General features: G+C 47.3%; 22 protein-coding genes. 7 read left to right on the top strand and 15 right to left on the bottom strand.

The features are described 5' to 3' along the window. Positions 1-137 precede the first annotated feature (137 nt). On the top strand, positions 138-986 hold the full coding sequence (locus QUB66_RS22835; protein WP_332970572.1) for a hypothetical protein: 849 nt from the start codon (positions 138-140) through the stop codon (positions 984-986). A 142-nt stretch (positions 987-1,128) separates the two neighbouring features. Here QUB66_RS22835 and QUB66_RS22830 read toward each other — a convergent pair whose 3' ends face one another. From QUB66_RS22830 to bchL, 6 genes are all read right to left on the bottom strand, one after another. Further along, positions 1,129-1,497, bottom strand: coding sequence for a type II toxin-antitoxin system HicB family antitoxin (locus QUB66_RS22830; protein WP_332970571.1), 369 nt, complete (start codon positions 1,495-1,497; stop codon positions 1,129-1,131). After that, positions 1,469-1,738 carry a type II toxin-antitoxin system HicA family toxin gene (locus tag QUB66_RS22825; RefSeq protein WP_332970570.1) on the bottom strand — a complete coding sequence of 90 codons (270 nt, stop codon included), beginning with the start codon at positions 1,736-1,738 and terminating at the stop codon, positions 1,469-1,471. Before QUB66_RS22825 ends, QUB66_RS22830 begins: the two co-directional genes overlap by 29 nt. Positions 1,739-1,822: 84 nt before the next feature. After that, a complete protein-coding gene (locus tag QUB66_RS22820; RefSeq protein ID WP_265237946.1) occupies positions 1,823-3,232 on the bottom strand; it encodes a ferredoxin:protochlorophyllide reductase (ATP-dependent) subunit N in 1,410 nt (469 codons plus the stop codon). 82 nt (positions 3,233-3,314) lie between these two features. Then, positions 3,315-3,506, bottom strand: coding sequence for a hypothetical protein (locus QUB66_RS22815; RefSeq protein WP_332970569.1), 192 nt, complete (start codon positions 3,504-3,506; stop codon positions 3,315-3,317). A 203-nt stretch (positions 3,507-3,709) separates the two neighbouring features. Continuing rightward, complete coding sequence (locus QUB66_RS22810; protein ID WP_332970567.1) at positions 3,710-5,080, bottom strand: DUF5331 domain-containing protein; 1,371 nt, start codon at positions 5,078-5,080, stop codon at positions 3,710-3,712. Positions 5,081-5,114: 34 nt separating this feature from the next. Then, the gene (gene bchL / locus QUB66_RS22805) at positions 5,115-5,981 is read right to left on the bottom strand and encodes a ferredoxin:protochlorophyllide reductase (ATP-dependent) iron-sulfur ATP-binding protein (protein ID WP_265237962.1); all 867 of its coding nucleotides are present in this window, start codon (positions 5,979-5,981) and stop codon (positions 5,115-5,117) included. 675 nt (positions 5,982-6,656) lie between these two features. On the opposite strand from bchL, the gene QUB66_RS22800 reads away from it, so the two are divergent. Further along, the gene (locus tag QUB66_RS22800) at positions 6,657-6,815 is read left to right on the top strand and encodes a hypothetical protein (protein WP_265237964.1); all 159 of its coding nucleotides are present in this window, start codon (positions 6,657-6,659) and stop codon (positions 6,813-6,815) included. A gap of 86 nt (positions 6,816-6,901) precedes the next feature. Here the strand turns inward: QUB66_RS22800 and QUB66_RS22795 are convergent, their stop codons facing one another. Next, a complete protein-coding gene (locus QUB66_RS22795; protein WP_332970565.1) occupies positions 6,902-9,049 on the bottom strand; it encodes a CBS domain-containing protein in 2,148 nt (715 codons plus the stop codon). A gap of 279 nt (positions 9,050-9,328) precedes the next feature. Between QUB66_RS22795 and QUB66_RS22790 the strand changes: the two genes are divergently transcribed. Both QUB66_RS22790 and QUB66_RS22785 read left to right on the top strand, forming a co-directional pair. Next, complete coding sequence (locus QUB66_RS22790; protein WP_332970564.1) at positions 9,329-11,911, top strand: PhoD-like phosphatase; 2,583 nt, start codon at positions 9,329-9,331, stop codon at positions 11,909-11,911. After that, positions 11,911-12,114, top strand: a complete 204-nt coding sequence (locus QUB66_RS22785; RefSeq protein ID WP_332970563.1) for a hypothetical protein — start codon at positions 11,911-11,913, stop codon at positions 12,112-12,114. Before QUB66_RS22790 ends, QUB66_RS22785 begins: the two co-directional genes overlap by 1 nt. 36 nt (positions 12,115-12,150) lie before the next feature. Here the strand turns inward: QUB66_RS22785 and QUB66_RS22780 are convergent, their stop codons facing one another. The 5 genes from QUB66_RS22780 to purS form a co-directional block, all read right to left on the bottom strand. Further along, the gene (locus QUB66_RS22780; RefSeq protein ID WP_332970562.1) at positions 12,151-12,408 is read right to left on the bottom strand and encodes a hypothetical protein; all 258 of its coding nucleotides are present in this window, start codon (positions 12,406-12,408) and stop codon (positions 12,151-12,153) included. 347 nt (positions 12,409-12,755) lie between these two features. After that, positions 12,756-14,978, bottom strand: coding sequence for a hypothetical protein (locus QUB66_RS22775; RefSeq protein ID WP_332970561.1), 2,223 nt, complete (start codon positions 14,976-14,978; stop codon positions 12,756-12,758). Beyond that, a complete protein-coding gene (locus QUB66_RS22770; protein WP_332970560.1) occupies positions 14,971-17,013 on the bottom strand; it encodes an ATP-binding protein in 2,043 nt (680 codons plus the stop codon). Before QUB66_RS22770 ends, QUB66_RS22775 begins: the two co-directional genes overlap by 8 nt. Before the next feature lie 347 nt (positions 17,014-17,360). Next, complete coding sequence (purQ, locus tag QUB66_RS22765; protein ID WP_332970559.1) at positions 17,361-18,062, bottom strand: phosphoribosylformylglycinamidine synthase subunit PurQ; 702 nt, start codon at positions 18,060-18,062, stop codon at positions 17,361-17,363. 409 nt (positions 18,063-18,471) lie between these two features. Next, complete coding sequence (gene purS / locus QUB66_RS22760) at positions 18,472-18,756, bottom strand: phosphoribosylformylglycinamidine synthase subunit PurS (protein ID WP_332970573.1); 285 nt, start codon at positions 18,754-18,756, stop codon at positions 18,472-18,474. A gap of 254 nt (positions 18,757-19,010) precedes the next feature. On the opposite strand from purS, the gene QUB66_RS22755 reads away from it, so the two are divergent. Then, positions 19,011-19,403 carry a Fur family transcriptional regulator gene (locus tag QUB66_RS22755; RefSeq protein ID WP_265237977.1) on the top strand — a complete coding sequence of 131 codons (393 nt, stop codon included), beginning with the start codon at positions 19,011-19,013 and terminating at the stop codon, positions 19,401-19,403. Beyond that, entirely contained in the window at positions 19,370-19,591 is a 222-nt protein-coding gene (locus tag QUB66_RS22750) for a hypothetical protein (protein WP_332971277.1), read from the top strand. The genes QUB66_RS22755 and QUB66_RS22750 overlap by 34 nt, the downstream gene beginning before the upstream one ends. Positions 19,592-19,648: 57 nt before the next feature. On the opposite strand, the gene QUB66_RS22745 is transcribed toward QUB66_RS22750, so the two are convergent. Together QUB66_RS22745 and QUB66_RS22740 are read right to left on the bottom strand one after the other, a co-directional pair. Continuing rightward, positions 19,649-20,617 carry an SPFH domain-containing protein gene (locus QUB66_RS22745; protein ID WP_332970355.1) on the bottom strand — a complete coding sequence of 323 codons (969 nt, stop codon included), beginning with the start codon at positions 20,615-20,617 and terminating at the stop codon, positions 19,649-19,651. A gap of 127 nt (positions 20,618-20,744) precedes the next feature. After that, the gene (locus QUB66_RS22740; protein ID WP_265237983.1) at positions 20,745-21,176 is read right to left on the bottom strand and encodes an NfeD family protein; all 432 of its coding nucleotides are present in this window, start codon (positions 21,174-21,176) and stop codon (positions 20,745-20,747) included. Positions 21,177-21,513: 337 nt separating this feature from the next. On the opposite strand from QUB66_RS22740, the gene QUB66_RS22735 reads away from it, so the two are divergent. Next, entirely contained in the window at positions 21,514-23,691 is a 2,178-nt protein-coding gene (locus tag QUB66_RS22735; protein ID WP_332970354.1) for a protein phosphatase 2C domain-containing protein, read from the top strand. A 25-nt stretch (positions 23,692-23,716) separates the two neighbouring features. Here the strand turns inward: QUB66_RS22735 and QUB66_RS22730 are convergent, their stop codons facing one another. Further along, positions 23,717-24,805 carry an ABC transporter ATP-binding protein gene (locus QUB66_RS22730; RefSeq protein WP_332970353.1) on the bottom strand — a complete coding sequence of 363 codons (1,089 nt, stop codon included), beginning with the start codon at positions 24,803-24,805 and terminating at the stop codon, positions 23,717-23,719. Positions 24,806-25,024 lie beyond the last annotated feature (219 nt).

The raw sequence follows: 25,024 nt of genomic DNA, 5'->3' as shown, positions 1-25,024 counted from the left end.
TCATTCTCTCCCGGCGCGGTGGCTCTAGTTCTTCTTTTGCCACCGTTCTCATCTTTATTTAGTCTAAACTACAGTTAATTCTTGACTGCATAGAAATTAAAGTGGTACTATTTTTGAATATATTTCAAGCTGTGAATATGACTTCAGATCCTTTTCTCCGCAAGCTAGCAGCCATAAATCAAGCTTTATCTTCCCTATCAGCAGAAACCTGCACCGCGCCCGGATGCAATCAAGCAGTTTCAAAACCCGGTCACAAATTATGCTACGAACATTGGAAAGCTAACAACGCTCAACCGGTGTCAGCGCCCAAACCTAAACCCCAACAACCCTCTTCTCCCTCACTTCTGTCCGCTACCAGCATCAGCGATAAACTAGAAATATCAAAGCACAAAGTCAACCCAATTTTAGCAGAGTTAGGATTAGTAAACAAAGAGCGCAACGGCTGGGTAGCAACTAAGCGGGGGATTGGTTTTGGGGCGGTGCAAAAAATTCACCCTCAAGACAACACTCCTTATGTGCTTTGGCCAGAATCTATACTGACAAATCAAGTTTTTCTGGTGACTATTGAGAGTCTTAAAGGTGAAAATTCAGAACAGAGCAAAACAGAAGTCAACACAAAGCTAGGGTTCCGCGAGAAGTTTCGGGCGAGTGCACAGCATCGAACAACCGACGGTCATTTTGTGCGGTCTAAAGCTGAAGTTTTGATTGATAATTGGCTTTATATGGCGGAGCTAGTTCACGCCTATGAACGCCGACTACCCATAGAGGAAGAAGCTTACTGTGACTTTTATATTCCTGGGGGAAAGGTGTATATTGAATACTGGGGATATGAGAACAACCCGGAGTATGCGGCGCGCAAGCAAGTAAAGCAAGAACTATATCAGAAGTACGAACTCAACCTGATTGAGTTAACAGATGAACATATCAAGAATTTGGATGATTATTTACCTAGAATGTTATTAAAATTTGGCGTAATTGTAAATTGATTGTAAAAGTACGATCGCACTTTTCATCCGCGTTCATCTGCGTTAATCTGCCTTGATCAGCGGTTGACAAAAAAATCAAAGAGCGATCGCCCTTAGACCATCCCTCAAACGCGATCGTCCTGATAGGATTATATTTTATATTTTAGCCAGCCTTACTCAACAAATCTAAAATATATTGTTCAATACTAACTCCTTTCCTTTCAGCATTGTCTGCTAAACTCCGGCGCAGAGATTTAGGGATTTCCAACGATAAATTTCCGCTATCTTCAATCTCTGTTGCAGGTAAAGGAATCTCATGCCCGCACTCATAAGCAGTCTCTATCCACAATTCCCTAGCTTCCTCAATGTTCTCCATTGATTCCGACAAAGTTTCCCCTACAGACATACAACCTGGAAGGTCTTTGATGAGGACTGTATAGCCTCCTTCTGGATCTGGGTAAAAACTTATAACATATCTCAGGCTCAAGTAATATTCTAAAGATTTATTCTTCACTTCTATCTTCTGATTCATTGCTCCATTCCTCCAGTTTCAATAGCACAACAATTTGCTTTACGTATATTCCTTTTACCTTTTGACCGCCTTTTTTAGGAACTGTAATCTTTAATCCATCAGCATTGACAAAAGTATGGTGGCTTCCTTTCGATCGCTTTTCTTCAAATCCAAAAGCAGTTAGGATATAGCACACATCGTCAAACCGCACTTCAGGTGGATTTGCTAAAAATTGTTCTACCAGTTTGCCTAACTTGCCCATTACTTTATACGGATGCTTGTACTATTCTAATAAAAAAGGGCGGGCATTGCCCACCCTCGCTATGAATCAGGTGTAATTCAAAAACTAAACCTTCGCCTCATTCTTCACCAAATTACCCCAACCCAAATCCTTCAGCGAATTATTCCGGCGCAACGGACGAGTCACCAACTCCAAAATATCCCGCGCATTACCAAAGCCGTGAATTTGAGCAAAAGTAAACTCAACTGACCATTTAGTATTAATTCCCCGCGCTTCCAAAGGATTAGCGTGAGCCATACCAGTAATCACCAAGTCAATATTCTGCGCGTAAATCCGCTGAAGCTGATTGTAATTGTCTGGTTTTTCGACAATCCGAGGTGTGGGAACTCCCATCTCGTGACAAGTTTTTTCTAACAGCGCTAACTCGGCTGCTTGATAGCGCTTGTCCATGTAAGGAATGCCGATTTCCGGGCAAGTCATGCCACAGCGAATCAAGAAACGTGCTAGGGAAATTTCTAGCAAATTGTCGCCCATAAAGAAGACTGATTTGCCGCGAATTATTTGTAGGTAATCTTCCAAACCTGCCCAGATTTGCGCTTCTCTTTCGTCTAAACCTTTGGGTTCGATTCCCAAAACCGAGCAAATCTTCTCAATCCAAGCGCGAGTTCCGTCTGGGCCGATCGGGAATGGAGCACCAATTAGCTTACACTTACGACGGCGCATCAACGTAGAAGCAGTACGAGACAAGAACGGATTCATGCCAGATACATAATAGCCTTCTTCCAAAACTGGCAATTCAGTGTAGCGCTTGGAAGGAAGCCAACCGGAAACTTTGATTCCTTGCTTCTTCAATTCTAAGGTTAGCTGAGTCACAACTGGGTCGGGCAAAGAACCGAAAAGTACCAGCGGCGTGTGCTTGACATATTCGGATTCATCTGCATCAACTTCCTCTTTTTTCTTGCCGAAATTCAGCAGTTGAGAGATAGCATTGCGTTCTTGTTTCTGAGATTCGATCACCGGCGCTTTCTCAGGACATTTAGCGGCCATCGCAGCTAAAACGGTGTCTTCTCCTTGGGTGAAAGCGTAATCTAAGCCGTTAGCGCGGGCTGTGACGATGGGGATGCCGATTTCTGCTTCCAGCTTCGGTGCTAAGCCTTCCAAGTCCATTTTGATGATTTCGGTGGTGCAGGTGCCGATCCAGACGATTACACTGGGGTTACGATCGCGCTTTATCTGCAAACACAGCCGCTTCAACTCATCATAATCGTTTAATTGAGCGGAAATATCGCCTTCTTCCAACTCAGCCATCGCATAGCGGGGCTCAGCAAAAATCATCACGCCCATTGCGTTTTGCAAGAAATAGCCGCAAGTCTTGGTACCGATGACCAAGAAAAAGCTGTCTTCAATTTTTTGATAAAGCCAAGCTACGCAGCTAATCGGACAAAATGTGTGATAATTGCCTGTTTCGCATTCAAAGTTTAAAGCTTCGGGTTCGGTAGTAGTAATAGCAGTCATATTTCAAGTGTTCTCCCTTTAAATTGTTTTTTGGATCGAACTGGACTTGCGCCCGATCGAGCAAATATTTGTTTTTTGCGAATCAGTAAATCCACCTAATTAAAGGTAAAATACGGCTCGCTAAAAAGCTGGCTGTGTATGTCTTCTTCCTTCTTCCTTCTTCCTTCTTCCTTCTACTTAGCGCTTTTGCAGCGAACAATAATAGAAATACTGGTTTTGGCGTAATTATTCTGAAAAATAGATGCAGCAAACTGAATATTTTTGCAGCAGCCACAGCATCCAAAATTCAAGGTAAAAAATTCTGTGCGAGGGGCTGTAATCCCTCACAGCAGCAATTTAGTATTGTTCAAATCTAGAGATAAAAAGCCATTTGATAGTTGTGAGTTAGAGTTAATTAAAAATTAACAACTCGCAACTCACAACTCACAAATAGAGCGGAAAACGTCAAGGCTAAGATATACTTTGGCGATCGCAACTTTACTTAAAATCAGACAAAAAACCCGAAATTTCTTCATCGTCATCATCGGAATCCAAATCGCCGAGACCTAGAGCATCTAAATCATCTTCATCAGGATCTCCGGTAGTTGCTTCCCCTAAATCGTCAAGTCCGAGATCGTCAAGATCATCGTCATCAGATACAGAGAAATCGTCAAGACCGTCTTCGTCCAAGTCGCCCAGATCCAGATCCAGATCCAGATCATCTGAGGTAGCTGCCCCAAACGGATCAGGTATTGCTTCGGCGACAAAATCTGCATCTTCTTCACCAAACGGATCTGATATCTCCGCTTCGAGATCCCCAGAGGTCAAAGTCCCAAATTCTGAGGCTTCATCTTCCTCGTCATCGAGGTCGAGACCGCCCAAAACCGAGGCTTCATCTTCCTCGTCATCGAGGTCGAGACCGCCCAAAGCCGAGGCTTCATCTTCCTCGTCATCGAGGTCGAGACCGCCCAAAGCCAAGGCTTCATCTTCCTCGTCATCGAGGTCGAGACCGCCCAAAGCCAAGGCTTCATCTTCCTCGTCATCGCCCATATCGAAGTCAGATATGGCGTCTTCCTCATCGTCGCCGAGGTCGAGACCGTCCAAAGCCGAGGCTTCTTCCTCATCGTCGTCCATGTCGAAGTCGGAGACAGATTCTTCCTCATCGTCGTCCATGTCGAAGTCGGAGATAGATTCTGCCTCGTCATCTTCCATGTCGAAGTCGGAGATAGATTCTGCCTCGTCATCTTCCATGTCGAAGTCGGAGACAGCTTCTTCCTCGTCATCCTCGAAGGATTCCTCCTCCGAACTCAGTGCTGAGGCTGCTGCGAGACCTGCGACTCCAGCGACTCCGGCGACTACTCCGGCTGCTGCCAAGGCCGCACCACCTAATTTATTAGACTTGGGGGCATCAGCGGGTGCAGCTTGCTCGATCGCGACTGCGGGTGCAGAAGTTGCTGTTTGAGTGGCTGCGGGTGCAGCGGTTGTCGCAGAAGTTGCTGTTTGAGTGGCTGCGGGTGCAGCGGTTGTCGCAGAAGTTGCTGTGACAATTGGAGATTGACCGGCCGTCTGTGGCGCGGTAGTTGAGGGCATACCCAACGCTATGTCTGGGTCAAAATTTAGCCCCAACACTTCGATCAGGCTGTCTGCATCCGGCTTTAGTCTTGAGAAGGGCAGCATTAATTGCTGGAGTTCCGGCTCCAGGGCAGCCGCAATTCCCAGGATGAGGTAAGAAACAGGCCTTTTCCCGCCGTCGGGTGTGGCGACCGTGTTGTCAGCCGTCATGTGCAGGAGCAGCCAAGCTCGATTCACCTGGTAATAGTCCAACCACTTCTGTTTGAGACCAACTGAAAAAGTATCAAAAAAAGCCATAACCTCTTTATCCTCATCCTGATCGCTAGACCTATTAAACCATCATCAGGTCTAGCTCATCTTCCTCCTTCTTGACCACTGGTTGAACAGGATTTAGATAAAAATCTGACAGCAACGAGAATAATTCGCGATCGGGCGTATCATTCGGCACTACTCCTTCGGGCATTGCCAAGATTTGGTCGGCGATGTTGAGGTAGTAATCGCAGACGTAGTTGAGGGAGGGATCGCTCTCGGCCATCTCAAATAAAGTTTTGCCTTTGACGCGAGAAACACGAATGTCTTCAATCAGCGGCAGCACTTCCAGCACAGGCATTGGTACGGTGTCGATGTACTTGTCGATCAAATCGCGCTTGGAGGTGCGGTTGCCAATTAAACCGGCGAGGCGCAACGGGTGAGTGCGGGCTTTTTCGCGGACTGAGGCGGCGATGCGGTTGGCGGCAAATAATGCGTCGAACCCGTTGTCGGTAACAATCATGCAGTAGTCGGCGTAGTTCAAGGGGGCTGCAAAACCGCCGCACACTACGTCGCCGAGCACGTCGAACAGGATGATGTCGTATTCCTCGAAGGCATTGAGTTCTTTGAGCAGTTTAACGGTCTCTCCGACTACGTAGCCGCCGCAACCAGCTCCTGCGGGTGGGCCGCCTGCTTCTACGCAGTCAACGCCGCCGTAGCCTTTGTAGATGACATCTTCGGGCCAAACGTCTTCGTAGTGATAGTCCTTTTCCTGAAGGGTGTCAATAATTGTGGGGATTAAAAAGCCTGTGAGGGTAAATGTGCTGTCGTGCTTTGGATCGCAACCGATTTGCAAAACTTTCTTGCCGCGTTTGGCTAGGGCAACGGAGATGTTGCAGCTTGTTGTCGATTTGCCAATTCCACCTTTTCCGTAAACTGCGAGTTTCACTGTTTGTTCTCCTATAGGTTTCTATCAAAACTATCAGGGCTGGGGTTTCACGCTTTGATTTTGCGATCGACCAACGGAGCTCAACGGAGCTCAACTGCAATGCTCTTACTGTCAAGTTGGGAGCAGGCCCTACGTCACCTCTTTGAAAGCATTATTAGCTAACTTGCGAGGAAATGAAAGGGGGCCTCCAAATGAAAATGCTAGTAATTTTGTTTATTTTGCATCTTTGGGAATCTTAGCTTCTTTTTTGATTTACCAATCTATTTTTATAATCTTTTTATCTTTTAAATCATTTTTAGAATACTTTCTTAATATAAAGAGGTACAAAAATAAAACAAAAATTAACTTCTCAAACAATCTGGGCTTTGGGCTTTGGGGCTAGGATGCAGGCAGTTGATGACTTGTGTGGCTAACTGGAAGGGGCATAAAGGTCCTGTTGGATGAGCAAAACCGGATAGTGAGTTCGATTAATTGGGCCTGGAGATGGCAAAGTGCTCTTAGCTTTCGGCTGTTGCAGGTGATTTTGCTGCGGTTTTGAGTTTTGTGTAAAAAATTGTTAATTTTTAGGAATTGACGGACAGTTGTCAGTGGGCAGTGGGCAGTGGACAGTGGGCAGTGGGCAGTGGGCAGTGGGCAGTGGGCAGTGGACAGTGGGCAGTGGGTAGTTGTCTGTTTATGGATTACACATCGGTGGCTAGAAATACGGTTTCTGCGAGTTTTGCGTTGGGTAACGAGAAATTACTAACAAACCGGGTTTCTGAGGGCGCAAGTGCGATCGCGAAATACAGTTTTCAGTTGTTAGTGGTCAGTTTTCAGTTGTTTTTGATTAATTAATGACAACCGCCAACTGCCAACCGCCAACCGCCAACTGTCAACTGCCAACTGCCAACCGCCAACTGTCAACGGCTAACTGTCAACGGCTAACTGTCAACTGCCAACTGACTTCTGGCGATCGGAATTTCGATCGCAAATTCAGTCCCCAGTCCAACTTCGGAAACGCACTCAAGCCGCCCCCCGTGCTTTTCCACAACTAAGTGGTAGGAAATAGACAGTCCCAGCCCAGTGCCCTTACCGACTGGTTTGGTGGTAAAAAACGGATCGAATAATTGGCGGCGAATCTCATCCGGTATGCCCCCGCCGTTGTCGGAAATGCGGATCGCCACAAAATCATCAACAACTTCAGTGCGAATTGTAATAGCCGGAAGAGTCAATAGTAGATTTTCCCCATTTCCCTTTGCCAATTGGCTATTCTGGATTGTTTCATCCAAAGCATCAATACCATTGCCGAGAATATTCATAAACACTTGATTGATCTGACCGGCACAGCACTCGACGGGGGGCAAATCGCCGTATTCCTTAATAATTTGAATACCTGGATGTGCGCCTTGAGCTTTGAGTCGGTGCTGCAAAATCAACAAAGTGCTATCGATTCCCTCGTGAATGTCCACGAATTTGATGTTAGATTGATCCGATCGCGAAAAGTTACGCATCGACAAAACTATTTGGCGAATGCGATCGGTTCCTACTTGCATAGAAGACAGGATTTTAGATAAGTCTTCCACCAAAAAATCGATTTCCATATCTGCTGCTGCTTCCCGAATTTCCGAGACTGGTTCGGGATAATGCTGCTGGTAAAGTTCCAACAGTTGAATCAATTCTTTGATGTAATGACTGGTGTGGGACAGATTGCCGTAGATAAAATTAACCGGATTGTTGATCTCGTGAGCAATGCCGGCAATCATTTGTCCCAAAGAAGACATTTTTTCGGTGTGGACTAATTGACTTTGAGTTTGCTGCAACTTCCGCACAGTTTCCTCTAATTGCTGCGCTTGATTTTTTAAGCAGCTTTGCTTTGTCCGCAGCACTTCTTCGACTCGCTGGCGCTTGATAATATCCCGTCTTAATAATTCATTTGATTCTAAAAGTTGAGCAGTGCGCTCTTCTACTTGTTGTTTTAAGTCGTCGTGAGCTTGGCGCAGGGCTTCTTGGGCGCGCTGGCGCTCTAAAATTTCTTGTTGCAAAATTTCGTTGGTTTTCTGTAATTGGGTGGCTCTATCGTCTACTGCTTGTTGCAAAAGCTCGATCGTCCCGTACATTTCAGATTGGTTAAAAACTTGGGGCAAACTTGTTTGAGAGACAACACCCAAAAGTTCTCCCTGAATGCCAACTACTACCAAACGGCGGACTCCGTACCGCTGCATGGACTGGTGCGCCCGAAACAGCGAATCGGCGGGAGATATGCAAAATAAAGGCGCACTCATCGTCTCGGCAATGGATATTTGCGAGAAATTTAATTCGAGGGCGTGAAATTGCACGATGTCCCGCTCGGTGACAATGCCGATCGGTATTTGGTAATTTTCTGTAGCTGCCGCCCGCTGTGGATGCTGAATTTGCTCTTCGATAATCACGATGTAACTGACTTGATGCTTGACCATGAGCTTGGCCAAATCGATGGCTGAGGCAGTTTTTGGGGCACAAATCACTTCCTGCGTCATTACATCTGCTGCACAGCGCAAATTGGTTACTAAGTTAACCGGTTGCAGGGCTTCGTGAATGGCTTCGCGGGTGATGATGCCGATCAGTCGCGAGTTCTCATCGACTACGGGCAAGTGCCGGATCTGGTGCTGGCGCAACGTGAACATCGCTGTGAAAATATCTTGAGACTCGGATTGTTTGAGGGTAATTAGCGATCGAGTCATTACATCACCAATCGTCAGTCCGATCGCACAAGCTGCCACGGTAGTTAGCTTAACAATATCCCGTTCTGTAAAAATGCCGATCGGGCGATCGTCCTCCACGACTATGACGCAACTGCGCTTTGTCGGGCCCGGAAGAACTTTTTGTTTTTCGCTACAAAGCTGACACGAAACGCGCATCGGGTTCATGATAGCTAACACTTGGGCGATCGGCGTTTCTGGAGCCACTGTGAGCGGGTGGCGATCGATCGATCGATCTAAAGGTGACAAGTAGATCGGTGGGCTGTTGCGCTCTACAGGGGATTCTGATGGTTTAATTACTTGTTGCGGGACTGAATCTAGGAAATGCTGTAAATGTTCTTCTTGTAGCATGGTGATTATTAATCTTTCTTAATGAATTGTTACAATTTGGCGGGCGCGGGTTGGCAGACTTAGCATTAATTAAGCGGCTTACCCGGCCGAAAAACGGATACAAGCATCCCCCCTGGCTGTGGTGAAAAGCCCCAAATTTTAGACTGATGTTCGGACTCTGGCGATCGATCTGTGAAGTAAATAGAAAATAGAAAATGGAAAATTGACTGACAAAAGATCGATCGCCTCAAATCTGATTGCTAGAAAACCTCTGATTAAATTTTTATTTGTTTAAATCCTATGTCGTGGACACCATTAAATCATCGAATTCATCACTTGCCGCTCATCCTGGCCGGCCCGATTTTGCGCCGGACAGAAACAGGGGCGGTGACAGTTTGGCTGGCTCTGAAAGCACCCCGCGAAGTAGAACTCAAAGTTTATTCGACTGAGGGCGGCATCGGCGAAGTTCTCGGTGCGCCGTTGCTCCAAGGTACGAACACTACCGTGGCGATCGGCAAATACCTCCACGTAGTGGCCGTGACGGCTAAACCGACCGACAGCAAAGCCTTGACATACGGACAAATTTATGCTTATGACATAGAGTTTGCTGCGAGTCGCGACTCGCCCTCGGAGGTTGCAGTTCCAGAAAATGAGAAAGAAAATCTCCTTTCTTGCTTGTGGCCTGCCTCCCCTAATTTGTCAGTTTCTTCGCCGGAGACGATCGGTTATTTCCCTCACGGGTTGCCGACTTTTGCCCTGCCACCGCAGGATTTAAACTATTTGCGTATCGTTCACGGTTCTTGTCGCAAGCCCCAAGGAGACGGCAGAGATGCGCTGCCAATCTTGGATAATTCGATCACACAGTTTGCAGGAATGGCAAATTTCCGTCCCCACCAACTGTTTTTAACTGGCGACCAAATTTACGGCGATGACGTTGCCGATCCGATGCTGTGGGCTTTGACGGATGCTGGAGATACACTTTTGGGCTGGGAAGAAAATTTGCCCCTGATGAATGATGCCCAAATTAAAAAGAATTTGTGTATCAGTATACCTAAAAATTCGGAAAACGAAAACGTAGCTGGCCAAAAAAGAGAAATTTTTAGAGAGTCGCCTATTCCGAAACAATCTAAGGCTGAGTCTGACTACAAAAAGCCAATTGAGTTAAAGCCGGGGACTCGCAGCGATATTGCTAGAGATTTTGGCGGCTTTACGGCGATGTTGGTGAATAAACCGGATAACGCGAAAAGTCATTTGTTCGGTTTGGGGGAATATTGCGCAATGTATTTGTTAGTTTGGTCGCCTGTACTTTGGTGCGATAATTTTCCGAAGGGTAAGGATATTTGTAAAGATTCTAAGGGGGCAAAAGTCTGGGATAGAGAAGTTTCTGAACTTGGGGGTTTTGCGGGAAATTTGTGGAGGGTGAGGCGGGCGCTGGCTAATATTCCGACTTACATGATTTGTGACGATCATGATGTTAGCGATGATTTCTATTTGAATCGGGAGTGGTGTTACCGGGTGCTGGGTAAGCCGCTTGGCCGCCGGGTGGTGCAGAATGCTTTGCTGGCCTATGCTGTGTTTCAGGGTTGGGGAAATACGCCCGCACAGTTCGATCGGGGAAAACCGGGAGATAAATTATTAAAAGCTGCTGAAAAGTGGTCGGATTCGGCGGGGACTGATGTTTCTGCTTGGGAGAATGCGGCTAAGTATTTGGGAATTCCAGGACTCGATCATAAAACTCATTTACCGAGGTTGAAATTAGATGAAGATGTTTTGATTTTGGATCGGGATGGTGGGGGTGTAACGGAGGTTTTGAGTTGGCATTTTACTGTGAGAAGTTTTAAGCATGAGGTGATTGTGCTAGATACGCGGACTTGGCGGGGGTATCCGGTGGAAAGTGCGATCGATCCGCCGATGCTTTTGACTCACAAGGGTTTTGAGGAGCAAATTCAGCGGCCTTTGCGGGAGACTGATTTGTTGAATAAAACTGGGGAATTTGCGATCGAGGCGACGCTGGTGGTTTTGCCGACTAATTTGGTGGGTTTGTGGATTATTGATGCGGTGCAAAAGTTGGATTTGAAACAGGGAAAGGTTTTTAATAGTGATGCGGGAGATGCTTGGAATTTTCATGAATTGGCTTTTGTGAAGCTGTTGTCGGAGTTTTTTAAGCAGCGCGATCGGGTGATTGTTTTGACTGGGGATATTCACTATGCTGCTGCTGTGCGGCTGAGTTATTGGTCTGATAAACATTTTGGCATTTTTCGCCCGGATTTTGAGCGTTTTTCCCCTGCATCTGAGTTGGATCTAAAATCTCAAATCACAGATAGAAAACATTCTGTGTTGGCGCAGTTAACGGCTAGTGCTTTGATTAATGAAGAGTGGAAAACTCATGTGATTCATACTAAGGTTAAGTCGCTATTGCCAGAGCGATCGCACGAATGTTTGGGATGGAATGAGCCGCTGGAGTTGGTGAAGATTTCGAGAAGTGGCAGAAAGAAAGCTGTGGCTGCTGCTGTGAGGAATAAGCAATCTTTTCCTGATTGGGGCTATCGAATTGACTGGATGAAACGACAAAAAGCTAGGGTGTTTTTGCATCATGAAAATGGTGAAATGTCAACTAGAACGCACACAAATAAACAATTGTCGCGGCTGCATAGGTTGTGGAATTTTATAGCGCTGTTGTGGCGCAATCGCTGGCTGCAAGAGGGTGATGAGATTGTGGGATATAGTAATATTGCGATCGTCAGTTTTCAGTGGCCGGCTGAGGGTGATGGGGAGAAAGCGGTGATCCAGAATGTTTATTGGCGGCCTCTTTGGGAGCCTGGTAGTGTGGTTTATAGTCAGTATTTTGTGCCGCTAGGATTGGATGAGACGGCGGTTGATTGATGTGGTGTTTGTCTGCGGTTGAAACGGCGGTTGAAACGGCGGTTGAAACGGCGGTTGAGATGGCGGTTGAGATGGCGGTTGAGATGGCGGTTGAGATGGCGGTTGAGTTAAAATGGCGGTTGAAACGGCGGTTGAAACGGCGGTTGAAACCCCGTCTACACAGACAAAACCTGCCTCCGCAGGTTGAAGATAATTTTTCTTAGTCCGCGGAGGCGGACTTCGTTTGTGTAGCCGCGGTTTCAACCGCCGGGTGCTTTTCTAAGCCCGATCGCCCGATCGCCCATTTCCCGATCGCACATTAACCAAAAAAACCCGTAGATTTGGGCAAAAACCCGGCGGTTGAAACCGCGTCTACACAGACAAAACCTGCCTCCGCAGGTTGAAGAGTCGTAGCGTAGCGGGGCGTAAGCCATCGCCCGATCGCACATTAACCAAAAAAAGTCGATCGCGGGGCTCCAGAAACCGGGTTTTTTCCGAAATACTTCGTTACAACCCATAGATTTGGGCAAAAACCCGGTTTCTTTGCTGGGAGTGCGTAAATCCCGATCGCCCGATCGCCCGATCGCACTAAAACCCTTTGTATCTGTCGTCGATAGCCGAGGCCAGATCCCCCTAAATCCCCCTTAAGAAGGGGGACTTTGAGCGCTTCTTGTCCCCCCCTTCTTTAAGGGGGGCTAGGGGGGATCTGCCCGATCGCCCGATCGCCCATTCCCCAAAATATCGCACATTAACCCAAAAAAACCCGTAGATTTGGGCAAAAACGGTTTGATTGCTGCAACTGTCAACTGTCAACTGTCAACTGTCAACTGTTGAACCTACCCCAAAAATTCATCGCCCATTGCTCTCAAACATCGCCCAAATCCCCCATTCCCTCCAAACGCAGGAAATGCACCCGGCCCGAATTATCGCCCGCTACAACTGTCACTCCATCAGGGGCAAAAGCACAGCAATTAAACGCACCATCTCCTCTGAAACTAGCAACCTCGTTACCACTGAGCAGATCCCAGATTTTTAGGGTTCCATCCCATGAAGCGGAAATCGCTGTGAGGCCATCAGGTGCGATCGCCACTGCATTTACCAAGTCAGTATGACCCCTAAGAGTTCTTACTTCTGTGCCACTGTTGATATCCCAGATTTTTAGGGTTTTATCCCGTGAAGCGGAAATCGCTGTGAGGCCGTCTGGTGCGATCGCTACTGCCCATATCGAGGACACATGACCCCTAAGAGTTCTTACTTCTGTATCACTGTTAATATCCCAGATTTTCAGGGTTTTATCTCCTGAAGCAGAAATCGCTGTGAGACCGTCTGGTGCGATCGCTAATGCCCATACAGAATCAGTATGACCAATCAGAGTTCTGACTTCTGTGCCACTGTCAATATCCCAGATTTTCAGGGTTTTATCCCGCGAAGCGGAAATCGCTGTGAGGCCGTCTGGTGCGATCGCTACTGCCCATATCGAGGACACATGACCGATGAGAGTTCTGACTTCTGTGTCACTGTCGATATTCCAGATTTTCAGGGTTTTATCGTCTGAAGCGGAAATTGCTAGGAGGCCGTCTGGTGCGAACGCCACTGCGCGTACCCACCCAGTATGACCAGTGAGGGTTCTTACTTCTGTGCCACTGTCGATATCCCAGATTTTCAGCGTTTTATCCCGTGAAGCCGAAATCACTCGTTTGCCATCGGGTGCGATCGCCACTGCCCGTACCGAGGATGTATGACCCATAGGAGTTGTAGTTCTCAATTCTTTGCCGCTGCCTGTATCCCAGATTTTCAGGTTTTTATCGTCTGAAGCGGAAATCGCTGTGAGGCCGTCTGGTGCGATCGCGACTGCTAGTACCGTGCCAGTATGACCAGTGAAAGTTCTTACTTCTGTGCCACTTTCAATATCCCAGACTTTCACAGTTTTATCACTTGAAGCGGAAATTACTGTGAGGCCGTCTGGTGCGATTGCCACACCTATTATCTCTTTAGTATGACCGATGAGAGTTCTCAATGGTTTACCACTGCCGATATCCCAGATTTTCAGGGTTTTATCACTTGAAGCAGAAATTGCTGTGAGGCCGTCTGGTACGATCGCGACTGCATTTACCCACGCAGTATGACTGGTGAGAGTTCTCAATGGTTTACCACTTTCAATATCCCAGACTTTCACAGTTTTATCACTTGAAGCGGAAATTACTGTGAGGCCGTCTGGCGCGATCGCGACTGCATTTACCCAGTTAGTATGACCGATGAGAGTTCTTAATGGTTTACCGCTATCGATATCCCAGATTTTCAGGGTGTTATCACTGGAAGCAGAAATTGCTGTGAGGCCGTCTGGTGCGATCGCCACTGCTAGTACCGTGCTAGTGTGACCGGTGAGAGTTCTCAAGCAGTTACCGGTCTCAATGTCCCATATTTTGAGGATGTTATCAGTTGAAGCGGAAATTGCTGTGATGCCGTGTCGTGCGATTGCGACTGCATTTACCGAGTCAGTATGATAGCTGAGAGTTTTCAGTTCCCGGCCGCTATTGATGTCCCAGATTTTCAGGGTTTTATCCCAGGAAGCGGAAATCGCTGTGAGGCCGTCTGGTGCGATCGCCACTGCATTTACCCTGCCAGTATGACCAACAAGCGTCCGCAACGCACCTTCTCCAGACCGTTCTAAATTAGCATTCACAGGCCGCAACCAAGGACGATCTATCGACTGCTTTGCTTGTGTCAGCATCCTCTGAATCTGGGGCATTTCAAAATCCAGCAACCTCCCCAACAAATGCCCTGCAATCTGTGTTTTATCATCCTCCAAAACGTGCGCTGACTTGCGAATTGCCCCTTGAATCAATTTCATTATTTGACTTTGCTCCTCAGAGAATAACACATGATTATTATTCGCCAAATCGTAATCCTCAATTAGCAGTTGTACCCCCAACGCATCCAATTTCGCCTCAATAAAATCGAAATCCGCCAACAACTGATGCAGCCTTTCCCCTTGAACACTCTGGGCCAAATGCCCCGGCAGAGTTTCCAAAACATAAAGCCGCTTTTGCGGCGACATTTCCCCCAACCGTTGTTTAAACTTACTCATCGCCGTATAACTCCTCCCACAAATTATCAGAAATCATATTTTCGATATCCCGCAGTGAGACTCCGGCTTTTTGGACCACATCTATGCGGTGAAGAAAATTTTGGAAACTCGCGTGATAGATACTGTAACCTGGGGGAGTGTTATTGCTGCGCCGCAAAAACTGCTCCCAATCTTTCAGAACTTCCTGCACGTCTAAGGCATCTTCCTCAGCAAAATCCGCCAAAATATCGCAGGCTACTGGCTTCCGAGTTTTAGTCAACAAATAAATAACCTTCAACTTCCGGCGGCGCAATTCTTTATCCCTAACCGCCATTTCCATCCGCGCCCAGTGCTTCTCATAATATCCTTCCAACTCCCTCGGCAAATCTTGCAAACTGACATCGCTATACTTGCCGCTGTCGATATCATTCAGCACGTAGCGGAGGTACATAAAATTATTTTGGCTTTTCTGTGCCACAACTGCCACAAACTGTTCCCGGCTCAAATTTTGACGGTTAATCCAATCCTGAATTGACGAACTATTGCTCGTGCGTTTTTCAATGTTATCCTTGATATCTTCGAGACTTTCTGCACAGAACTGCATCAAATCGAAAACCTGATGATTCGCGGGCATTGACAGAGATTCCGGCCGCTTCGAGACAAGAAAATAAACGTTTTTGGGCAAAGAATCCGGCAAATAGAGGACATTGCTACCGCTACTTTGCAAACTCAAATCAACTTCATCCAGCGCATCCACCACAAAAATCAACTTTTTGCCGTTCAATTTAGCGCTAACTTCCCGCAACAACCGACTAAAAAAAATGCCATCTCTCGTCGCATTCTCCGGCAATCTTGGATAATCTAGTTTAAAGACTTGAATTAACTGAGTACAGACATTTTCCAGAAATTGTTCTGGCCGGACAATGCCTTGAGATTGCGAATTAAAATGGACAACGCAGCGGCGATCCAGCAGCAGCACGTACATAGCCATAATTGAACTTTTGCCAACTCCCGGATCGGCTTCTAAAACAAAGTAACCTTTCGGATTTTCCAGCAAGAAGCGACTCATTGCTTCAAACACAAATTTGCGGCCGGTAAAGTCTTGAACTTTATCATTAATAATCGTCTCGCACTCGTAGGGAAGTGGCAATCGGGGCGCGGAAGTATCAACTAATCTTTGCAGCAAATCCTGTATTTGCCCTAAATCGGATCGGATGCCAATTTCTATTGATGCCAATTTCGCCATCACTTGACAAATCTGCTGCTGAGTTGCCACCGCCTCCAATTTATCGAGAATTTCGCGATTTTGCAGCCCCAAATCTTTGAGTTCGCCCAAAGCAATTTGATGCAGATTCAACACCATCGCCGCAAACTTCTGCCCGCCAGTCTCCGCATCCTGTTTCAGCACTTCCCGAAACGCTTGCGGAAAAGTTGCGTGCAGTTTCTGCGCCACAAACTGCACGATTTCACGATCGAAGGATTTGCCCTCACTTGCCGCAAATTCCCTGACAAAAATCCCCCAATCTTCCGCTGTCAATCCCGTAACTTCATCAAAACTATCAGCAGAAAAAATCTTAGTAAGTTGGTCTTCGGAAATCTTTAAAACACTTGACGAATTGGTAATTTCTGTGTTAATATTGAGCCAATAGGTAATACTTTCCTCGGCTAATTGGTTGAGTGCTTTTTTAGGATCGGGCAAATGCTGAGATTTGGCAAGTTCTGTTAATTCAGTCGATCGCGCCACCGACTTGAGAATATAGCCGATCGCCTCACCCGCCGCCCTAGTCAAATCGTGATTGTCCAGGATATGCTTATTCTTCGCCAAGCGATCGACTATGTGGTTTCCCACATCATCCGCCATCAGACTCCCAGCTAGATTAGTTGCGATCGTTCCTAAGACAGAAACACCCACAACTGCGATCGGGCCACCGATCATCGCCGCTGCCGCTTCCGCCCCCGGCCCACTGAGCACAGTAGAAATAACTTGCCCGACAGTCATCACCGCGCTGCATCCAAGTACCCTAGTTTTAATATTTGCTAAATCTATCTGTGGCATAAATTAAATATTTTTCTCACTTTGCCGTAGTTTAGCGCGGCGAGAGAATTGCTACAAGGTAGGAGCAATCACGAAATAAATCCCCCCGTAGGGAAACGGCACTGCTAATATGTGTCAGCTTAAACCTGAAACCGTTGATAAATCTCGCTTTTATCCGAGGCCAGATCCCCCTAAATCCCCCTTAAGAAGGGGGACTTTGAGACGATTCTTGTCCTCCCATTCTTAAGGCCAGAATCCCCCTTAAATCCCTCCGATAGTCGGGGGACTTCGAGAAGATTCTTGTCCCCCCCCTTCTTAAGGGGGGTTAGGGGGGATCTGGCCTCGGCTACAAGCGTAAATTTTACGAACTACAAAACAGCCGCCACAGTAGCCATCAGCAACCCTTGAAACAATTTCACCCCATCAGTTTCGCCCAACATCGGATCGGAAGCCCTCTCAGGATGCGGCATCATTCCTAACACATTGCCCTCGCGATTGCAAATGCCCGCAATATTATTTAACGAACCATTCGGATTGCCAGCATCGTTAATTTTGCCTGCCTCTGTGCAGTAGCGAAATAGCACTTGATCGTGTTCTTCTAGCTCTGCTAAAGTATCGGCATCAGCATAATAGTTGCCTTCACCGTGGGCGATCGGCAAATCGATGATTTCACCCGAAGTATAAGCGGCAGTCCAAGGAGTATTACCCCGCTCAACTTTCAAAGAAGCGCGATCGCAAATAAAATTCAATCCCGCATTCCGCACCAGAGCACCGGGCAATAAACCAGCTTCAGTCAACACCTGAAAACCGTTGCAGATGCCCAATACAAGCTTTCCTTGTTTCGCGTGCTCTGCCGTAGCCCGCATCGCCGGAGAAAAACGGGCGATCGCGCCGCACCGCAAATAATCTCCGTAACTGAAACCGCCGGGAATTACAATGATGTCAATATCCGAAATATCCGTATCTTCGTGCCAAATCATCCGCGTCGGTTGGTGCAGCAACCCTTGAGTCACCCACACCACATCGCGATCGCAATTTGAACCGGGAAAAACAATAACTCCAAATTTCATAAGCTGAAGGAAGAAGGAAGAAGGAAGAAGGAAGAAGGAAGAAGGAAGAGGTGTCAACTTAAGACTGAAATCTGGCGTTGCTTAATCAGGGTATGAAACAAATAATTTTAAAATCCAGAAGCTTTGTGGACGCTGGTTTTTATGAATTGCATATTTAGCCTTTCATACCGTAAATCAGCAACGCCTGAAATCTTAGGTTTCTCTCGCTTGTATCAAAGTCTAGATCCCCCTAAATCCCCCTTAAGAAGGGGGACTTTGAGTCGTTCTAGTTCTTGTGTTTTTAACGAAGACTTTGAATGCTCTTGTCCCCGCTTTTTAACAAAGACTTTCAGAACGCTCTTGTCCCCCCCTTTTTAAGGGGGGTTAGGGGGGATCTCCGGGTTGAAAAACACCCTAGGGGCGATCGCATTTATACCCCTGCTGTCTCGACAGGTACAGCAATTGCCGTCAAATCAAAGCGATAATTCTCAATAACTGGATTCGCCAAAAGTTGGTCGCAAACGCGATCGAGTTGTTCGCGGGCCTCCGATTCGCCCGCAGCAGTCAGCGTCAATTCAACGTACTTCCCGATGCGGACGCCCTCAACATTGTCGTATCCCATGTGTTGCAAACCAGACTGTACGGCAGTGCCGGCAGGATCTAAAACCGAAGGGCGAAGGGTAACATAGATTTGGGCAAGATATTTCTGAGTCACGGGAATGTTGCGGTAGGTGATGTGCAAGTTAGCGCCATTGTATTCTACAACCAGGTTGCGCGCGATCGACCTTCCACACCAAATCCGGGCTTAAATACGCTCTTATTCCCCAGTCTGCGGAGGCAGACTTCGTATGTGTAGACGCGGTTTCAACCGCCGAGTCTTCTGTAGACGAGGATTTGGTATGACTCCCCCAAGTGAGATAGCCTAGAAGCAGGGACAAATGTGATTCCAGCAGATTACACAAAAAAATTATGAGAACCAACCGCACCCGCAGTCAGGAGCGTATTTTAGACTTGCTCAAGACCTTAAATCGATCGCTCTCAGCGCAAGATATCTACCTAGAACTGCGTAACAGCGACCAAAGCATGGGCTTAGCAACCGTTTACCGCTCCCTCGACGGTTTAAAGCGAGAGGGCTTCGTTCACGTCAGAACCCTTGCTAGTGGCGAGTCTCTCTACGGTGCCGCCCACCAAGACCAACATCACCTCACTTGTCTCGAATGCGGCGCGTCCATTACGATCGACGAGTGCCCCGTCCATCACTTAGAAAGCCAACTACAACAATCACATTCTTTCAAAATTTATTATCACACATTGGAATTTTTCGGATTGTGCGATCGGTGTACTTTGGCTCAAGAATCTTAGGGAAGGAAGAAGGAAGAAGGAAGAAGGAAGAAGGAAGAAGGAAGAAGGAAGAAGGAAGAAGGAAGAAGGAAGAAGGAAAAACTTATATCGTTCTTACTCGGCGATTGAAATCGCTGCTATACAGACGAAACCCGCCTGCGCGGGTTGAATTAATTCTTAGTCCGCGGAGGCGGACATCGTTTGTGTAGAAGCGATTTCAATCGCCCTTTCTTGCTTGTATAGGAGCGATTTCGATCGCCCTTTTTCTATTTCTTCACCTCATTACTATTACCTTCCCCAACCATCGATCGCAATCCTTCCATCGTAGCGGGGATGCTGCGCGGATCCATAAACATCACCTTGCTACTGTCGCTGCTGCCAATTTTTAAGCCCATGTCCAAATAGTTTTGAGCTAACAAAAACTGTAAAGCTTCCCGCGCATTGGGGTCATTTTGCAGGGTTTTGCCGATAATCTGCAAAGCCTCCGAAGTAGCTTGAGCTTTCAAAACCTGACTTTGGCGTTCTGCTTGCGCTTTCAGGACGATCGCCTTTTGTTGAGCTTCCGCCTCCAAAATAGTCGATTTTTGGCGCGCTTCCGCATCCAGAACCTGCGCTTCCGCCTTACCTTTGGCGCTGTTAACTGCCGACTCCCGTTCGCCCTCCGATGTCAAAATTGCCGCCCGTTTTCGGCGATCGGCTGCCATCTGCAATTCCATCGATTCCTGTACAGTTTTAGAAGGGATAATATCGCGCAATTCTACCCGCGTTACTTTCACTCCCCAAGGATCGGTAACAACATCTAAATCTCTGAGCAAGATTTCATTAATTTGAGAACGAGCCGTAAAAGTTTGTTCGAGATCCAATTGACCCATTTCCGCGCGAATTTGAGTCAGCACCATATTTACCATTGCTGACTGAAGATTTTCAACTTTGTAACAGGCTTTGTCCAAGTCTACAATTCGCCAGTAAACCACAGCATCAACCGTAAACGAAACGTTGTCGCGCGTGATGCAAGCTTGCGGGGGAACATCTAAGACTTTTTCCCGAATAGTTTGCTCGTAAACTACGCGATCGAGAAACGGTGTCACAAAATTCAAACCAGGTTCGAGTTTCCTGCCATTATATTTACCTAAAGTCTCAACCAATGCTTGATTTCCCTGATTGATAATTTTGACGGAACCGGCGAGGGTTGAACCGCCTAGTGCTAAAAACACGAGTAAAAATAATTGTTCCACAGTTGACTCCTATCAATTTTGACTGTTAAATATTGATTGACTGTTGACTGTTGACTGTTGACTACTGACTAATGACTACTGACTAATGACTAACTACTAATTGTCGGCGATCGATTACGCATTTTGTTTAAGAATGCAATAAGTTTTCTGGCAAAACTATCAGAGTAGTGCCTTTCCGTCCCACAACAATTACGTTTTGGTTGGGGGGGATGGCGGTAGAAGTGTCTTCGCAACGAGCTTGCCAAGAATTCCCCTCATAAATCACTCGACCCGATTCTCCTGATGGAATTTCTGTTAAAGTTTTTGCTTCCTGAGAATCTGCGATCGCCCTTACCTTACCTTTTGGTATCAACCGCCGGGACAGCAGCACAAAAACTGTCGAAAATACCATCCACAGGAATATTTGTAAATTAACGTAAGGTAGAACTAAAGAGCATCCAGCTACGGCGAAGGCGCTCAGTCCCATCATAAAAGCGACAAAAGCAGTCGGGAGAAATAACTCTGCCAAACAGAGCAAAGTCCCAGCTAGCAGCCAAAGGAGCGTGGGAGTCCAGATCATAAAAAGGAATAGTGATACTATTTAGATTCTTAGATTTGAAATTTGAGATTTCAGAATTGCCAACAACAGACTCTGCAAGGATTTGCGACTTGCCAGCCCTCAGGAGCGATTGTTCACATCGCGGTACCAGGTTGAGGCTTCCATTGTACTCAAAGTCAGAGTTTAGTAACTTAGATTACAAATCTAAGCCGATCGAGACTGGCAGCAACTACAATTTCTAGGGCCCCAAAGGCAGTTAAGAAATTGATAGGGGCTAAAATCAGTTTATTCTCAAGTTCGTGAATTCGAGCCTGGGAATCATATATCTTCAGAATGTTTTTACACAAACTATTTCGATATGATCAGTAGTTTCTCACAACCCATTTATTGCGCGAATCTGAGCTGTCCCGATCCCGGCAATACCTTTGGCCGCCAGCAGTGTGCAGCTTGCGAAACCAATTTAATTTATCGATATTTGTGGGCGGTTGGCCCAGCAGTCGAGGAAGTGCCCGCTGGTAGGGTAATCGCCGATCGATATTTGGTCATTGCACCCCAAATCTGGCTCGACAGCCGTCCATCTCTCACTCCAAGCGTTCCAGAACAACTGCCGGATACCATTATGCCTTACCTGCATTTGTATCCCCAACGGCTGCATACGCCCGAAGTATACGGTTTTTGTGACCTGGGGGAAGCAGCGGAAGCGACAGAAGTGCTGTTGTTGGAAAATGTGCCAGTCAATAATTTCGGTAGCCTGTATCCTTCTATTCTACAAGCTTGGTCTCAGACAAGTGCCACGCGCCAAGTTTACTGGCTGTGGCAAATGCTCCAACTGTGGGAGCCCCTGTCGGAACAAGGAGTCGCTGCGAGTTTGCTGGTACCGGAAAATTTGCGGGTGGAAGGTTGGCGGGTTCGTCTGCTGGAACTACATCGGGGTAATTTTGTACCGACGCTGAAGGATTTGGGAGATGTGTGGTCGGGTTTGGTGGAATCAGCCCAGCCCGATATACAGTCGAAACTCGGCGAGATTTGTCTGTTTATGCGCCGCCGCAGCATGAATTTAGATGCGATCGCCCTGGAACTCAACGATTTACTATTAGAACAAGCTGCTAAATTGCCTCTGCATTTAGAAGTAGTCGGCATCACCGATACCGGGCCACAGCGCTCCCAAAATGAAGATAGTTGCTATCCAACTGCTGCTGATTTTCAATCGATCAAAAGTGCCGGAAACGACAAACTAATTCCTTACTTGACAATAGTTTGCGACGGGGTTGGAGGCCACGAAGGAGGAGAAGTTGCCAGTCAATTAGCCGTGCAGTCACTGAAAGCTTTAATCCAAAATTTGCTCTCCGAAATCGCCGAACAAGAAGAGTTGATGGCACCAGTAATGGTCATCAAGCAACTCGAAGAAATAGTGAAAGTTGTCAATAACGTGATTTCCGCTCAAAATAACGAGCAGGGAAAAGAGTTGCGCCAGCGCATGGGAACCACTTTGGTGATGGCCCTCCAATTGCCTCAAAAAGTGAAAGTTTCCGAGGATGTACCGTCGAATAACAGTCACGAACTTTATTTGGTAAATGTTGGAGACAGCCGCGCCTATTGGATTGGCAAAAATTACTGTCAGCGGCTGACTGTGGATGACGATGTAGCGTCCAGGGAAGTGCACCTAGGACACAGTTTATCCTGGGAGACTCAATTGCGATCGGACGCAGGAGCCCTGACTCAAGCTTTGGGCACGCGCGACGGCGATTTTCTGCGCCCGACAATTCAGCGATTTATTGTCGAAGAAGAAGGCTTGCTGCTGCTGTGTTCCGACGGTTTGAGCGATAACGACTGGGTAGAGCAATCTTGGCAGAATTACGGCCCAGAGGTGCTTGAGGGCAAAATGTCCTTGGAAGCCGCTGCTGAGTCTTGGATTCGCCTCGCCAACGAGAAAAACGGTTATGACAACACCTCTGTAGTGATGACTTACTGTCGGATGTCGCCGGAGAGACTGGTACTGTTCGATACGGCGTCGTCGCTACCAGCATCACAGTCGATACCCGACAGTAAATCACCGTCGGTGTCGCTACCGATGTCACCCTCAGTATCAGGCTCGGTATCCCTCCAAAAGACAGGGAGAATGCCAGAATCTCAGCTTTCTGAATCGTCCAAACAGTTGCTTTACCCCGAAACAACCCCCGCCCCGGAACCAGTTCAAAAACAGAAACCCAACCGTTTGGGGCCACTGCTGGGACTGTTGGCGCTGATGCTAGCCTTCGCGGGTTTAGGTTTGTGGGTGCGCAGCCTCCAAAACCCTCAGCCTGATCCCGAACAACTGCCGCCACCCCCGGAAACTACCGCCCCAACTCCTGCGGATATTCCCTCCCCCGGTGCGGATATTCCCTCCCCCGGTGCGGATATTCCCTCCCCCGGTGCCGAGAGTCCCTCGCCTTCGGCAGAATCGAGTCCTGCGGAGATTCCCGCGCCGCCCCCAGAATCGAGTCCTGCGGAGATTCCCTCGCCAGGGGCGGAGATTCCGTCACCCTCACCGCAGTAAGGGAGAGCGAATTCAGCAGGACGTTTCAAAAAATGCAGATACTTTCCGGCGGCACGGCGACTCGAACGCTATCACCGACTTTGTGCCGCTGTAAGTCATCTCTGTGCAAGTTTTGTCTGCGAAGGGCGATCGAGCTTTTAGCAGTCAAGCGCACCGTATAGCGCGTATCAGTGCCAAGATAAATCGCCTCTTCTACTGTTCCTGGCCAGCCATTTTCAGCATCATAATTAGCCGGATAAATAGCAGCTTTTTCCGGCCGCAACACCAGGGTAACAACTTTCCCAGCCGGCAAATCTTCTGCTGTCGTAACTAACACAGGCAACTCCTGGTCAACCAACACTACTACTTGACCCTGTTGCCTTTCTACTACTTGCCCGGTCAAAAAATTGCTGTCGCCAATAAAATCAGCAACAAACCGCGTTTTCGGATATTCATAAATATCAACAGGTGTCCCAACTTGTTGCAGTTTTCCTCCTTCCATCACTGCAATTCTGTCCGACATGGTGAGCGCTTCTTCCTGATCGTGAGTTACATAAATAAACGTAATTCCCAATAATCGCTGCATTTTTTTTAATTCTAATTGCATCTCTTTACGCAATTTTAAATCCAGTGCTCCCAGAGGTTCATCCAACAGCAAAACAGAAGGCTCTTTAACCAACGCCCTCGCCAACGCTACTCGCTGCTGCTGTCCCCCTGACAGTTGGCGGGGATAGCGTTTTTCTACATCTGTTAACTGTACTAATGCTAAAGCTCCCGCCACGCGATCACGAATTTTTTGCGGAGACAAATTCTCCATTTCCAACCCAAATGCAGCATTTTGTGCTACTGTCATATGCGGAAATAAAGCATAATTTTGAAATACCGTATTCACTGGGCGGTGAAATGGCGGGCGATTCTGCATCGGTTGGCCGTGGATATAAATTTCGCCCGCTGTGGGCATTTCAAAACCCGCAATCATTCGCAAAGTTGTAGTTTTGCCGCAGCCAGAAGGGCCCAGCAAAGAAAAGAATTCGCGATCTTTAATTTGCAGGTTGAGATTGTCTACAGCCAAGAAATCTTGACTGCGGGCACTTTTAAATATTTTGGAAATGTCTAAAATTTCGACGGCGTGCATTATTATCTATCCTGGTAGGGTGCGGATTGCGCACCAACTAATCTTGTAGGGTGCGCATTGCGCACCGGTTGACTAAGTTTCAGTTTCAACTTATTGTAGGGTGCGGAGCGGGCTGAATGTGACGACCAGCTACTCAATAATTTCCTCTCTGACGCACCCCTAAAGCAAGCCTTGGTTACAAATTCAATCGGTGCGCAGTGCACACCCTACAAACTACTA

Source organism: Microcoleus sp. A2-C3 (assembly GCF_036706065.1).
In the GTDB taxonomy this organism is placed as follows: Bacteria; Cyanobacteriota; Cyanobacteriia; order Cyanobacteriales; family Microcoleaceae; genus Microcoleus.
The sequence above is the reverse complement of the archived record's forward strand: the minus strand, read 5'-3'. Positions and strand labels throughout refer to the sequence as shown.

Coding starts and splice junctions, on each gene's coding strand:
- QUB66_RS22835 (WP_332970572.1), top strand. CDS start 138: ATGACTTCAGATCCTTTTCTCCGCAAGCTAGCAGCCATAAATCAAGCT.
- QUB66_RS22830 (WP_332970571.1), bottom strand. CDS start 1,497: ATGAATCAGAAGATAGAAGTGAAGAATAAATCTTTAGAATATTACTTG.
- QUB66_RS22825 (WP_332970570.1), bottom strand. CDS start 1,738: ATGGGCAAGTTAGGCAAACTGGTAGAACAATTTTTAGCAAATCCACCT.
- QUB66_RS22820 (WP_265237946.1), bottom strand. CDS start 3,232: ATGACTGCTATTACTACTACCGAACCCGAAGCTTTAAACTTTGAATGC.
- QUB66_RS22810 (WP_332970567.1), bottom strand. CDS start 5,080: ATGGCTTTTTTTGATACTTTTTCAGTTGGTCTCAAACAGAAGTGGTTG.
- QUB66_RS22800 (WP_265237964.1), top strand. CDS start 6,657: ATGGATTACACATCGGTGGCTAGAAATACGGTTTCTGCGAGTTTTGCG.
- QUB66_RS22795 (WP_332970565.1), bottom strand. CDS start 9,049: ATGCTACAAGAAGAACATTTACAGCATTTCCTAGATTCAGTCCCGCAA.
- QUB66_RS22790 (WP_332970564.1), top strand. CDS start 9,329: ATGTCGTGGACACCATTAAATCATCGAATTCATCACTTGCCGCTCATC.
- QUB66_RS22785 (WP_332970563.1), top strand. CDS start 11,911: ATGTGGTGTTTGTCTGCGGTTGAAACGGCGGTTGAAACGGCGGTTGAA.
- QUB66_RS22780 (WP_332970562.1), bottom strand. CDS start 12,408: ATGGGTTGTAACGAAGTATTTCGGAAAAAACCCGGTTTCTGGAGCCCC.
- QUB66_RS22775 (WP_332970561.1), bottom strand. CDS start 14,978: ATGAGTAAGTTTAAACAACGGTTGGGGGAAATGTCGCCGCAAAAGCGG.
- QUB66_RS22770 (WP_332970560.1), bottom strand. CDS start 17,013: ATGCCACAGATAGATTTAGCAAATATTAAAACTAGGGTACTTGGATGC.
- purQ (WP_332970559.1), bottom strand. CDS start 18,062: ATGAAATTTGGAGTTATTGTTTTTCCCGGTTCAAATTGCGATCGCGAT.
- QUB66_RS22755 (WP_265237977.1), top strand. CDS start 19,011: ATGAGAACCAACCGCACCCGCAGTCAGGAGCGTATTTTAGACTTGCTC.
- QUB66_RS22740 (WP_265237983.1), bottom strand. CDS start 21,176: ATGATCTGGACTCCCACGCTCCTTTGGCTGCTAGCTGGGACTTTGCTC.
- QUB66_RS22735 (WP_332970354.1), top strand. CDS start 21,514: ATGATCAGTAGTTTCTCACAACCCATTTATTGCGCGAATCTGAGCTGT.
- QUB66_RS22730 (WP_332970353.1), bottom strand. CDS start 24,805: ATGCACGCCGTCGAAATTTTAGACATTTCCAAAATATTTAAAAGTGCC.